This window comes from Streptomyces sp. NBC_00285, from assembly GCF_036174265.1.
GTDB lineage: Bacteria > Actinomycetota > Actinomycetes > Streptomycetales > Streptomycetaceae > Streptomyces.
Genome location: NZ_CP108055.1, coordinates 9,845,597 through 9,858,633, shown reverse-complemented (window position 1 = coordinate 9,858,633; position 13,037 = coordinate 9,845,597). Strand labels below are relative to the sequence as shown.

Genomic DNA, 13,037 nt, shown 5'->3' with positions numbered 1-13,037 from the left:
CGGACGAGGCCACGCCCCCTCTCGGGACGTCCGTCAGGGGCCGGCCCTGGAGCGCCGGGTCTCGCAGACCGGATCGGTACCTCCGCGCCACAGCGCACGCGAAGGAACCCACCCGTCAGTGACTGGACACGGTCGTCTGCTGCTCCATCGGCGCCGCGCCACGCCGGCTGTCGGCACCCAGCGCCTGCAGGATTTCCTCCACGCTCTGTTTGGCGTCGCCGAACAGCATGCTGCTGTTCTCCCGGAAGAAGAGAGGGTTCTGCACACCCGCATAACCGGAGGCCATGGAGCGTTTGAAGACGACAACCTGCTCTGCTTCCCAGACCCGCAGCACCGGCATCCCGGCGATCGGGCTCGCCGGGTCCTCGGTCGCGGACGGGTTGACGGTGTCGTTCGCGCCGATGACCAGCACGACCGAGGTGCCCGCGAAGTCGTCGTTGATCTCGTCCATCTCCAGGACGATGTCGTAGGGCACCTTCGCCTCGGCCAGCAGCACGTTCATGTGACCGGGCAGGCGCCCGGCGACAGGATGGACGCCGAAGCGAACCTCCACGCCCCGCCCCCGCAACTGCCGGGTCAGCTCCGCGACGGGATGCTGGGCCTGGGCGACGGCCATGCCGTAACCCGGGGCGATGATCACGGAGCGGGCCTGAGCGAGCATCTCGGCCACCTCCGCCGCCCGCACCTCACGGTGCTCCCCCTGCTCCTCCGCGCCGCCGGACGGCGCCTCGATGCCGAAACCGCCCGCGATGACGGACAGGAAGGACCGGTTCATCGCCTTGCACATCATGTACGACAGGTAGGCACCGGAGGAGCCCACCAGCGCGCCGGTGACGATGAGCAAGTTGTTGTCGAGAAGGAAGCCGGCCGCTGCCGCCGCCCAGCCCGAGTAGCTGTTCAGCATGGAGACGACGACGGGCATGTCGCCGCCGCCGATGGAGGCGACCAGGTGCCAGCCGAGCGCCATGGCCAGCGCGGTCACCGCGATCATCAGGGGCAGGTTCGGGCTGATCGTGAACCACACGGTCAGCGCGACGAAGGCCACGAGCGCCCCGACGTTCAGGGCGTTCTTGCCCGGCAGCATCAACGGCCGGGACTTGATGCGCGCCGACAGCTTCAGGAACGCGACGATCGAGCCGGTGAAGGTGACCGCGCCGATGAAGATGCCGATGAACACCTCGGCGTGGTGGATGCCCAGCAGGTCGGCACCGATCGTGTCCTGCGCCGAACCGTGGGACTCCACCTCCAGGTAGCTGTTCCAGCCCACCAACACCGCGGCCAGGCCGACGAAGCTGTGCAGGACGGCGATGAGTTCGGGCATCTGCGTCATCTCGACGCGCCGGGCCCGCCACAGGCCCATCGCCGCGCCGAGCGTCATCGCCAGCACGATCAGCGCGACCGCTCCGACAGAGATGCTCTGTGATGCGACCACCACGGTGGCCACCAGGGCGAGCCCCATGCCTGCGATGCCGTAGACGACGCCGGCTCGGGAGGTGCGGTGCTGGGACAGACCGGCCAGGCTGAGGATGAACAGCAGGGCGGCGACCAGGTCGGCCGCGTGGGAGGCTGTCAGGGAGGTCATCTCGGCTCAGCCTTTCGAGAACATGGACAGCATGCGGCGGGTGACGGCGAAACCTCCGAAGATGTTGACGCTCGTCAGCAGGATCGCCACGAAGGACAACGTGGTGACGATCCAGCTCTCGTGCCCGATCTGCAGCAGGGCGCCGATCACGACGATCCCGGAGATCGCGTTGGTCACCGACATCAGCGGGGTGTGCAGCGCGTGGTGCACCTTTCCGATGACGTAGTAGCCGATCACCACGGCCAGTGCGAACACGGTGAAGTTGCCCGCGAGTTGGGCCGGAGCGAAGGCCACCAGCAGGAACATCGCAAGCATCCCGAGCCCGATGAGGCCGAAGCGCAGGGCAGGCGTCAGTGTCGGCTGTTTCGGTGCTGGCGTCGCGCGTGCGGCCGCGGGCTGTGCGGCAGGAGCAGCAGAGACCGCGACGGGGGGCGGCGGCCAGGTGACGTCGCCGTCGCGCACCACGGTCACCGCCCGCTGCACGACGTCGTCGAAGTCGATCGTCAGCTGCCCGTCCTTGCCAGGGGTCAGCAGTTTCAGCACGTTCACCAGGTTCGTGCCGAACAGCTGCGAGGCCTGGGCCGGGAGCCGGGAGGCCAGATCGGTGTAGCCGATGAGGGTCACGCCGTTGTCGGTCACCACGATCCGGCCCGGCACGGTGCCCTCGACGTTGCCGCCCATCGCGGCGGCCATGTCGACGATGACGCTTCCCGGCTTCATGACGGCCACGTCCTCAGCCGTCAGCAGACGCGGCGCGGGGCGCCCCGGGATCAGCGCGGTGGTGATGACGATGTCCACGTCCCCGGCCTGCGCGTGGTAGAGCTCGGCGGCGGCGCGATCGTAGTCGGCGGAGGTCGCCTTGGCATAGCCGTCGGTGCTCACCTCCTGGGCGGCGTTCACCGGCAGGTACTCGCCGCCCAGCGACTTCACCTGGTCCGCGACCTCCGGACGAGGGTCGGTGGCGCGCACGATCGCCCCGAGGCTGGAGGCGGCGCCGATCGCCGCGAGACCGGCCACGCCTGCGCCGGCCACCAGCACCTTCGCCGGCGGCACCTTGCCCGCCGCGGTGACCTGACCGGTGAAGAACCGTCCGAAGACGTGCGCGGCCTCGATGACCGCGCGATAGCCGGCGATGTTCGCCATCGACGACAGCACGTCCATCGACTGGGCCCGCGAGATGCGCGGCACCGCGTCGAGCGCCAGCGCCGTCACCCCGGCATCGGCGAGCGCCCGGAGCAACTCGGGATTCTGCGCCGGGGCCAGCAGGGCGACCACGACCGCGCCCCTGCGCAACCGGCGGATCTCCGCCTCGGTGGGAGCGTTCACCTTCAGGACGACGTCCGCGTCCCAGGCCTCGGCGATCCCGGCGCCGACATCGGCGTACGCCTGGTCGTCAAAGCCGGAGGCCTCGCCGGCCCCCGACTCGACGACGACCTCGTAGCCGAGGCCCAGCAGCAGCCGTGCCGTAGCCGGGGTCGCCGCGACCCGCGTCTCTCCGGAGACGGACTCGGCCACGACGCCGACGCGGCGAGGAGGATGGTGTGCGCGTTCTTGAGCAGACATGTCCTGTATCTCTCGTCAAAGGAGGTGCGAAAGGGAGATCTGCACTCTGGGAGTTACGACGTCCTGCCCCGTGATCGCTGGAACGTAACCCGTCGGTCGAGTACCGGCCAACGGCAACCGACGGTGATCTGATTCACCTTGCGCTATGAACGGAAGACGTCAGTCGCCGCGGAGCGGGCCTGCCGTGCCCAACCGCGGTGACCGGGCCGACCGATTTGGAGACCCGCGAACAGTCGCGTCGCGCCGACCGCCCTCAGTGGGTTTCCGGTCAGAGCCTGCCCCGCACTCCGTACAATCGTGACGAATTGCCGTATCGGAGGTGGAGGGAAGCTCACGTGACGTCCCCCTTCGCGGAACCCGGAGAGGGCTCAGACACACTGTTCGACCTCGACGCACTGACCAGGCCAGCAGCAGCCTTACCCGTCGACAGCCCATCCCGGGCTGCCTCCCCCTTCCGCGACTCCCCCGCGGCCCGGACCATGCTGCCGGTGCGCACCGTCTACGCCGAGCCCACAGCCGCCGCATCTCCCCGTGGCCGCGAGATCCTGGCGCGTTTCCCCACCGCGCAGGTCATCGAGGTGGACTCCCACTGGCGTATCCCGGGCCTGCACGGAAACCAGGACAACGTCGAGCGCTGGGTCCGCGTCAAGGGCGAGACCCTGGTCCTCGGCGAGCGCAAGACCCTGACCACACGGCCCAACGGACGCTCCGCCGACTACATCGCTCCCGGACCCTCCAACGGGTGCGCGATGGCCTGCGCCTACTGCTATGTGCCCCGCCGCAAGGGATACGCCAACCCGATCACCGTCTTCACCAACGTCGACCAGATCATCGTCCACCTCGGACGCCACATCGCGCGCCAGGGCCGTAAAAGGGAACCCAACCAGTGTGACGAGGACGCCTGGGTGTACGACATCGGGGAGAACGCCGACTGCTCGGTTGACGCGCTCATCTGCGACAACACCGCGGACCTGATCACCGCCTTCCGCCGGTGGCCCACCGCGAAGGCGTCCTTCGCCACCAAGTTCGTCAACCCCGATCTGCTGACGCTGGACCCCCGCGGCCGGACCCGGATCCGTTTGTCACTCATGCCCGCGACCGACTCAAGGCTGCTGGACCTGCGCACCTCTCCGATGGCCGACCGCATCGCCGCCGCGGCCGACTTCGTGGACGCGGGCTACGAGGTCCACTTCAACCTCTCCCCCGTCGTCCTGCGGCCCGGCTGGCAGGACGACTGGGCCGACCTCCTGCGCCACCTCGACGACGTCCTGCCCCACCGGGTGAAGTGCCAGGCCGCCGCAGAGATCATCACGCTCACCCACAACGAGGACCTGCATCAGGTCAACCTCGGCTGGCATCCACGCGCCGAGGACGTCCTGTGGCAGCCCGACCTGCAACAAGGCAAGCTCTCACAGAACGGAGCGCACAACGTCCGCTACCGCGATCACATCAAAGCGGACGCCGTGCACACCCTGCGCGGGCTCATGACCACCCACGCGCCCTGGCTCCGTGTGCGCTACGCCTTCTGACCTGCCGGCCGCGCCGCTGGTTCGAAGCCGGGCGGGAGCGGCCTCAACGGGCCTTCGCAGCAGGAGCAATGCTCAAGACCCGTGGATCGGCTCGGGGAGGACCGGCTCGGGGAGGACATACCTTCCCGAGCAATCAATCGATAGGTCCGGTCGGCTCGTCGAACGCCCCGAAGGCCTCTCTGCCTGATTGATCCACCTGACCTTGACGCCAATCGACCCCATGGGCTCCTATGCGCCTGGAGACACGGGAAGCGGGAGGCGGAGGGCTCGATGGGCGAACGGCGAGGAGTTCACTGGCGTGAAACCGGTCAGATCCTGATGCTCAGCTGGATGGTCTGCGCAGTGGCGTGGGGCATTCTCAGTCTCCTCGACGGAACGGGGTTTCATGTCGCCTTCCCGGTCGTGGTGATCCTGGCGAACTGGTTCTGGAACCGGCACCGGTACTGGGCCGCGGCCGCTGCAGCCGCCTGCGCGGGCTCGGTCGTTGTCTTCGTTCTGACTGACCTGGCACGGTCGCACTTGGACCGGATCGCGGCAGACACATTGGCGACGGCAGGCGGCACAACAGTCGCTCTGGTCGTCTTCACGGGGGCGTCCCGGCTAGCATCCCCGGCCACCTGGTCAAAGGTCACATGACACACATCTCTTGACAATCACTCTCGCCGCAGCAGTGGTGGCCTTTCGGGAAGCCGGCTCGGCGGGAGGCTACCCGGACGACCCAGATCGCTCCGTCGTCGGGCACGGCCCCGCCATTGCCCGGGCACACGCTCGGGCAATGGCGGGGCCTGTCCAAACTGCGGGTTCCCGCACCTCGCCGGCTCACGATCGGAGCCGGCGGCACACCGTCTGTCCGCGAAAGCCCCAAGCGGGTCAGCGGTAACAGTTCGAACTGGTGTCGATACGGATACCGGTCACATTGCCGTAGCCCTGGATCCGCAGAGGGGCCTGACGCCCCGGTTCCACGCAGCTGGTGTAGCCGCCGCTGTAGAGGAAGTACGCAACACCATCGTGCCGAGCGTTGTAGGCGTAGGCGACGTCGGCACGACTGAAGGTCTGCCAGTAGCGTGTGACGTCCTTGTAGTTGCCCACCTTGACCTGGTTGGCGTCGTAGACACAGACGTACGGATGCCTACAACCCGTGAGCGTTGAGGCTGACGCGTGAGCCGCCGTTCCGACCGCCAGGCCGGCCCCCATGAACAGAGCGGCGGACGCACACAACACAGCGAACCGTTGCACAGGACGATGACGCATGCCCTTTCCCCCTTCTCGTACGTGAGCGACGAGTTCATCAGTGCCCTGCCGCAAACAGGAGAGCGTGAACAGGTGGTCCGGAAGCGTGACCACACGGTGTGCCTGGTCCAGCTCCCTGCTTCACACCCATGCCTTGCGGAAGGTACTGATGGTCTGTCACCGGCCACGTGTTCCGACGCCCGCCCCACCGGCCTCCCCACCCCGTCCGAGCCGTCCCACGGCCCGGCGGTGTCGATCGCCCGCACGGCCGAGCAAGGAACGCTTGGGCGGCGATGCCGTCGGCGATCTGCCCATGGCGAGCGGCACGTACGGATGGCGCATCTGCGGCTCCTCGAAGAGCAGTTCGCGGAGCTGGGAGCGCGGCCACAGGCCCTGCCTGACGACCACCGAAAGCTGTCTGATCCGTCGCTGCCGGACGCGTCAATCGTCTTCGCCCCGTTCCACCCGGCACCGCGCAAGCGGGCCCACGGGGACACCAATTTCAGCGTGTCTCGGATGAGAGTCCACCGCGAGGTCAAGGGCGCAACCCGCCGGCTACCAGGGGGCTCCAGCGCAGGGACCCCGTCAGCGACTTCGGCAAGGGACGACGGGAGCCCAGCCGTTCAAGGACGTGTGCTTGCAGACCCTGTCGTCCGTACTGCTCCGTAGGCACGCAAGCGCGTGTCAGACACCCTTGAGAACGCGGTCAAGTGCCGCCCGGCCCGCTGGTCCCCAGTGCGGCTTGCCGCCGGGAAGACCCCGATCTCCGTTCTGCCCCATCAGCATCAGGAAAAGGCACTTCATCGCCGCCAGCCCGCGGGCGCGCCGCATCGCAGCCTCGTCCACAGGGCCGTACATGTCGAAGAACCGTGCGGCCGTGCCCGCGGGCAGCAGCACCCATGCGGCGGCGAGGTCCCACGCCGGATCGCCGGCGAACAGGGCCCCGAAGTCGACGATGCCCGCGAGCGTTCCGTCCGAGACGACGACGTTCGCGGGATGGAGGTCGCCGTGCACCCAAACAGGCGGGCCCTCCCACTCGGCGGCCGCGACGGCATCGTCCCAGACGGCCCGGACCTCGTCGGCAATGCCGTCGGGGACCACGGCGTGGAAGAAGTGGTCGAAGCCCTCCGTGCACTTCTTGGGGTGAACGCCGAAGTCCGAACTGGTCGGCGCCTCGGTGGGCGCCTCCACGTGAAGCGCTCGGAGGAAGCCCGCCAGGGTGTCGGCGGCGTGGGCGCCGCGGCTGATCGAGCCGTGGTCCAGCGGCTCGCCGGGAACCCACGTCATCACGGTCCAGTGCTTGGGGAAACGCTCGGACGGTTCACCGAGCCGCACCGGGCTCGGCACCGGGAGCGGCAGGCGCGGGGCCAGCACGGGCAGCCACCGCCGTTCCTTGAGCTGGAGCTCCGGGGTGGGGTCCATGCGCTGCATCCGTACGGCCAACTCGTCCCCGAGACGCCACATTTGGTTGCCCCAGCCGCCCGCCACCTCACGGATGGCCAGCCCCGCAAGGTCTGGATGTTGCTCCTCCAGCAGGTCGCGCACCAGGTCTGCCGTGATCTCGATCTCGGTGTCGGTCATGCCGAGTCACCGTACTCGAGCGTGCGGTCCCGGTCCGGGCCGGCTACGGCAGCCGCGGGACGGACCGGACCGTGTTCCGTCTCCACGACGTCCACGCGGAGTCGGCGAGCGGGTCCCGCCAAAGGGGCGTCAAAGAAACGCCGCCGGCTGCTCGCGGCAATGGAAAAGGCCGTCACGCAGACGCCTCCGCCCCAGGCGGGAGCGACCATCACGGGCCTGCGGCTGCGGCTGCGGCTGCGGCGGACACCCTGACAGCCCCGTCGTGGTCTGGACCGACGCCTGCCCCACCTGTCACCGCAGCACGCCGGAACCGACACCGACCAGACCGAGCCCCGCTGGTGCGTCGGAGCGACGCACGGCGCGCTGAACGGGTGGACTCCGGCCAGGGCGATCACGCGAAGCGCTCGCGCCATCGGCACGGATGGTGACGTGGCTGCCCCGCCCCGAACCCGGAAGAGGCACTCCGACATGAGACGTCGTATCCCCGCCCGCCGTGTCCTGGCCGCCGCGCTGCTCGCGGCGTCCGTGTTGGCTTCGACGGCAGCAACCCCGGCCACCGCTGCCCAGACCTTCACGACCCGCCAGTCCGCCGATGACGACTGTCCCCCGCATGAACTCGACCATGCGCTCGCCTCGCGGCTGGACAAGGCCATCGAAACGGTACGTCGGCAAACCGGAGTTCCCGGTGTCGTCGCCGGCCTGTGGATGCCGGGCAAGGGCAGCTATGTCCGCGCGACCGGCATCGCCGACAAAGCCACCGGCGAGCCCATGAACACGGATGTCTTCGTCCGGATCGGCAGCGAGACCAAGACGTTCACGGTCACCGCGCTGCTCGAACTCGTCGATGACGGCCGGCTCGGACTCGACGACCCGATCTCCGCCTACGTCCGCCATGTGCCCAACGGATCCCGGATCACGCTGCGTCATCTCGCCGAGATGCGCAGCGGTCTCTTTCCGTACACGGACGACGCGGACTTCCAGCACGATCTGCTGAGCGATCCGAAGCGGTCGTTCACCCCGCAGCAGGTACTGGCGTACGGCTTCAAGCACAAGAACACCTTCGCGCCGGGCACGCAGTTCCAGTACTCCAACACCAACCTCACTCTGCTCGGTCTCGTGGTCGAGAAGGTCAGCGGGCACCGCCTCACCGACTTCCTCGAGAAGCGGGTGCTGCGTCCCGGCCGTCTCTCGCACACGCTGCTCCCCGACGGCTCCGAATTTCCGCAGCCGCACCCGCGCGGCTACACCAACCAGACGCTGAGCGGTGCGGTCGCCGACAGTACGGACTGGAACCCCAGCTGGTCCTGGGCGGCCGGAGGAATGATCTCCGACCTGCACGACCTGCATCGCTGGGCGAGGATCGTCGCCACCGGCACACTGCTGCGGCCACAGACCCAGGCGCAGCGGCTGAAGATGCTGCCCACCGGTCACCCGGGCACGAGCTACGGCCTCGGCATCTTCAAGAGCGGCGGCTGGATCGGGCACAACGGCTCCATCCCCGGCTACCAGACCGTGACCGTCTACCTGCCCTCGAAGAAGGCCACCCTGGTACTGATGATCAACACCGATATCGCCTACCAGGGCCAGGAGCCGTCCTCCCTGCTCGCGCGGGCGATCACGGAGATCGTGACGCCGGACAACGTCTACGACCGGGCGGCTCCCACGCAGTAGGACACGTCCGCACACCAGCCGTAGACCGTGGTCCTCGTGTACGGGCCGCCCGCTTGTCTCCGGGAACGGCTGGTGTGTGGCGGCTCGGTGGTGGCACCGCCAGTCGAACCAGTTGACCTTCTACGGTCCAGCGTTGTGCGGGTGGTCGGCCACGGCGGCTGGTCACATGTCCGGTAGGAGAAGCCAGACTTCGGAGAAGGCAAGGCCGTGCTCGCGGGTCACCACCCCGCACGGGCAGCCCAGCGAGATCAGGCGCCAGTCGCAGCTCACCCTCGGTGATCCTGCCAACGGCCACCACGTTTCGGCGCCCGCTCAGCGGCCGCCGCTTCACCCCGTGCATATGAGGTGCCGGACCTCGCGAAGCGCGGTGGCGGCTCCCACGTACCAACCCACTCGTGCTCGTGCCCGTCTGCAAGAGATCAGCAATTCTTGTGCCGTTGACGGATGCCTGGTAGGACTGTGACGCGCCGTCACCGTCACATGTTCGATTCCGCGGGGGTTCATGTGGTCGCCACGGCCTTCAGGTCTTCGCCGCGGCGACGCCCGGGGGCTGAGCGCCCGACTCGGCAGCATCTTCCCGTCGTTGCCAGGCGTGCCACGCAGCATGGGCTGGTGCTGGCCGCTGTCGCGGTGACCGTGCTGCTGTGTGCGACGGCACTGGCCGCGCTCGCGGCGGTGGCGGGGAGTTCGGTGCAGGAGGGTGCCGTACGACGGCTGACTGCCGACCTCGGCGCGCAGGTGAACGTCAACGCGTCCCTCCGGGCCGGAGGAATGGCCGCCGCCGATCGAGATGTGCGGGCCGCCGCCGAGCGGGTGTTCGCCGGGGTGCCGCAGCGGACGTATGTGGGGCTGCTGGGCACGTCGCCGGTCTCCGTGTCGGGGGTCGACGGTGCCGGCCCGCCGCGCGGTCCCGGGGGGAGCGGGCTGCACCCGGTAGCGGTGCAGGACGGGGGCAGGTTCGGGCAGTTGGTCGCCGGGCAGTGGCCTGCCGACACGGCCGACGCCCCGGCCGGCGCGTTCACCTCACTGCCCGATGTCCGGGTCGCCACCGGGTCCACCGCTCCGGTCGACGCGGCGGTGCCCGTTGCGCTGGCCAGGCGTCTGGCCGTCAAACCTGGTGCCAGCCTTCAGGTACAGGACGCTTTCGGGCGGGCCATGACCCTGCGGATCACCGGCGTCTTCCGGGCAAGTGGTGCCGTCGGGTTCTGGCCCGCGATGGCCGGCGACCTGAGCAAGGGGCAGACCGCCGACCAACGCCTGCTGGTGGTGTCGGCGTCGGCTCTCAACGGCAGTGCCGTCCTGAACGGGCACTTGACGGCCCACTGGAGTGTGCAGCCCGACTTCTCCCGTATCGACGCGGCAGGCCTCCCCGGGTTGCGGGACCGACTGCGCGCTCTGTCCGGCAGCCAGAGCCGTGTGTCGGTGTTCCGCGGGCGGCAGCCGTCGCTGGACGACCTGACGGTGAACTCCGGACTGCCGGGCGCGGTCGACGACCTGGTGGTGCCGATGGTGGCGGCCCGGTCCTCGCTGTATCTGCCGAGCGTGATGCTGGCGGCCCTCGCCCTGGCCACCCTGGTGCTGGCTGCTCGTCAGTTGACGGTGCGCCGGCAGGGTGAGCTGGCCCTCCAACGTGCCAGAGGCGCCGGCACCCTGCGGTTGCTGCGCGGCGCACTGGCCGAGTGGGCGCTCACCGGCGTCCCGGCGGCCGTCGCCGCGCCCTTCCTGGCCGGGCTGCTGCACCCCGGCAGCCGGGGCACCGGCGCGTGGGCGGCGGTGGGTCTGACCCTGCTGGTGCACGCTGCGGCGGTGCTGCTGCCCGTGGTGCCGTCGGCGCGGTCACGGCCGACCCGCGGCTCACGGGCCGCCGCCGCGCAGCAGTTGGGCGCCGACCTGGCATTGCTGGCCATCGCGATGCTGGGGTATCTGGAACTGCGGCGGCATCACTCGTTGATCGCCGGCCTGGGCACCGGCAGCGCCTCCGCGGACCCGGTGCTGGTCCTGGTGCCCGCCCTGGTGGCCGGGGCCGCCGCGCTCCTGCTGTTACGACTGCTTCCGCTGACCTCTCTCCTGCTGGACGCGTTCGGCCGCCGCAGCCGGGGCCTCGTCCTCGCGCTGGCCGGCTGGCAGTTGAGCCGACAGGCCGCGCGCAACGCTGGACCGGTGGTGCTGATGTGCCTGGCCGTGTCGGTGAGCGCTTTCGCCACCACCCAGCTGGCCTCTCTGAAGGCCCTGGCATCCGAGGAGGCAGCCTTCGCCGTCGGCGCGGACGTGCGGATTTCCCCATCCGCAGCCGACAGTTACCCCGCGTCCGTACTCGGGGCCGCCTATCGCGCGCTGCCCGGGGTGACGACCGTGACACCGGTGACGCAGTCGCTGGTGACCCTGCCCGGCGGCGCCAACGAAGACCTGGTCGGCACGATCGGCGGGCCCGCTCCCCACACCCCGTCACCGGTCGCCCTTGGGATACGGCTCCCCGGGCGCCCGACCGCGCTGCTGCTGGACGAGCGGCTGAGCAGCGACGGCACTCCCTCGGCGCCGGGTCTGGAACTGACCGTGCAGGACGCGTCCGGCCTCGTCAGCACGGTGGCGGCCCGCCTGCCCGCCGCCGACGGACGCAGGCACACCGTCGTGGTCCCACTCGACGTGGCACTCAGTGGCGGCCACTCACGGGAGTATCCGCTGACCGTGACCGCCGTCAGCGTGCTGCCGCAGCCGAAGGTGCGTCCCGCGCGGCTGGACCTGGAACTGATCCGGGTGGGCGCGCGCGGCACAACAGACACCTGGGCCACCCGGCTGCCCGGTGGGCAGGTGTGGACCAACGGCACGGACAACCCGACGGACTCCACCGCAGGGGCGTGCAAAGGAGAGTTGACCGGCGCCTACGCTCTCGGCACACCCGGTGTGTGCTCGGTCGTTTCCGGCGGCTCCGAGGTCCTCAAGACCACTGTCAGCACCGGCATCCGGGCCTCCCAGGCCACCGACGACGCCTTCGGCGGCCTGGCCGCCGACGACTACGACACCCTGCCCGGCACCCGGGTGCGCCTCCTGGCGGGCCCGGCCGGCGTTCCGGCGCCACTGCCGGTGCGCGCCGACGCCTCGGCGCTGAGCGACGCGCGCCTGACCGTGGGCAGCACCACCGAGCTGGAGCTGGGCGGCGCTCGGGTCACCGCCATGATTGTGGGCCGAGTCGACTCGTTGCCCGGACTGGGCCGCGGGCAGGGGCATCTGATCGCCGACCAGCGTCAACTCGCCACCGCCATCACGCGGGCCGGGGCCGACCCGGAGGATCCCGCGTTCTGGTGGCTCGGCAGCACCGCCGGCGCGCGTACGGCCGCCGCCGCCGAAGCGCACCCCGCGCTGGGCTCCGTCACCACCACGGCACGCACCGCCGCGGCCCTGCGGGACGACCCGTTCCGCAGCGGGCTGCGCCGGGTGCTGGAACTGGTCCGGTATCTGGCCCCCGGCTTCGCGGTCATCGCCTTCACCGTGCACGCGGTGGTCTCCACCCGTCAGCGCCGCAGGGAGTTCGCCCTGCTGCGGGCGGTCGGCGTCCGTGCCGCAAGCCTGTCCACGCTGCTGGGTGCCGAGCAGTTGAGTCTGGCGCTGTTCGCGGTGGTCCCGGGAGCGCTCATGGGCATGGCCCTGGCCTTGGCGGTGCTGCCATTGGTCACCGTGGACGACAGCGGACAGGCCCCCTATCCTCCGCTGCCGCAGGTCGTGCCCTGGGGCGTCGTGGCGCTCACCGCGGTGGCGACCGCTCTGGCGATCAGTGCGGTGGTGCTGGCCCTGGCCCGCCTGTTGGCCCGGGTGGACCTGGTACGTGTGCTGCGGGCAGGGGAGGACCGTTGAGCCGGGTGGCCGGAAACGACCGGAAGGGGCGG

8 protein-coding genes are annotated in these 13,037 nt (G+C 69.8%); 4 read left to right on the top strand and 4 right to left on the bottom strand.

The annotated features are described in order from the left end of the window. Window positions 1-115: 115 nt before the first annotated feature. Window positions 116-1,582 carry a Re/Si-specific NAD(P)(+) transhydrogenase subunit beta gene (gene pntB / locus OHT57_RS45025; protein ID WP_328752769.1) on the bottom strand — a complete coding sequence of 489 codons (1,467 nt, stop codon included), beginning with the start codon at window positions 1,580-1,582 and terminating at the stop codon, window positions 116-118. 6 nt (window positions 1,583-1,588) lie between these two features. Next, window positions 1,589-3,145 carry a Re/Si-specific NAD(P)(+) transhydrogenase subunit alpha gene (locus OHT57_RS45020; RefSeq protein ID WP_328752768.1) on the bottom strand — a complete coding sequence of 519 codons (1,557 nt, stop codon included), beginning with the start codon at window positions 3,143-3,145 and terminating at the stop codon, window positions 1,589-1,591. Between the two features lie 488 nt (window positions 3,146-3,633). Between OHT57_RS45020 and OHT57_RS45015 the strand changes: the two genes are divergently transcribed. Both OHT57_RS45015 and OHT57_RS45010 read left to right on the top strand, forming a co-directional pair. Continuing rightward, window positions 3,634-4,674, top strand: a complete 1,041-nt coding sequence (locus OHT57_RS45015; protein WP_443053562.1) for a spore photoproduct lyase family protein — start codon at window positions 3,634-3,636, stop codon at window positions 4,672-4,674. Window positions 4,675-4,944: 270 nt separating this feature from the next. After that, complete coding sequence (locus OHT57_RS45010) at window positions 4,945-5,310, top strand: hypothetical protein (RefSeq protein WP_328752767.1); 366 nt, start codon at window positions 4,945-4,947, stop codon at window positions 5,308-5,310. A gap of 234 nt (window positions 5,311-5,544) precedes the next feature. On the opposite strand, the gene OHT57_RS45005 is transcribed toward OHT57_RS45010, so the two are convergent. Together OHT57_RS45005 and OHT57_RS44995 are read right to left on the bottom strand one after the other, a co-directional pair. Further along, window positions 5,545-5,868, bottom strand: a complete 324-nt coding sequence (locus OHT57_RS45005; RefSeq protein ID WP_328752766.1) for a hypothetical protein — start codon at window positions 5,866-5,868, stop codon at window positions 5,545-5,547. Window positions 5,869-6,588: 720 nt separating this feature from the next. Continuing rightward, a complete protein-coding gene (locus OHT57_RS44995) occupies window positions 6,589-7,485 on the bottom strand; it encodes an aminoglycoside phosphotransferase family protein (RefSeq protein WP_328752765.1) in 897 nt (298 codons plus the stop codon). Between the two features lie 468 nt (window positions 7,486-7,953). On the opposite strand from OHT57_RS44995, the gene OHT57_RS44990 reads away from it, so the two are divergent. Then, a complete protein-coding gene (locus tag OHT57_RS44990) occupies window positions 7,954-9,156 on the top strand; it encodes a serine hydrolase domain-containing protein (protein ID WP_328752764.1) in 1,203 nt (400 codons plus the stop codon). 612 nt (window positions 9,157-9,768) lie between these two features. After that, window positions 9,769-13,005 (top strand): ABC transporter permease, encoded by a 3,237-nt coding sequence (locus tag OHT57_RS44985; protein ID WP_328752763.1) that lies wholly within the window; start codon window positions 9,769-9,771, stop codon window positions 13,003-13,005. Window positions 13,006-13,037: the final 32 nt, after the last annotated feature.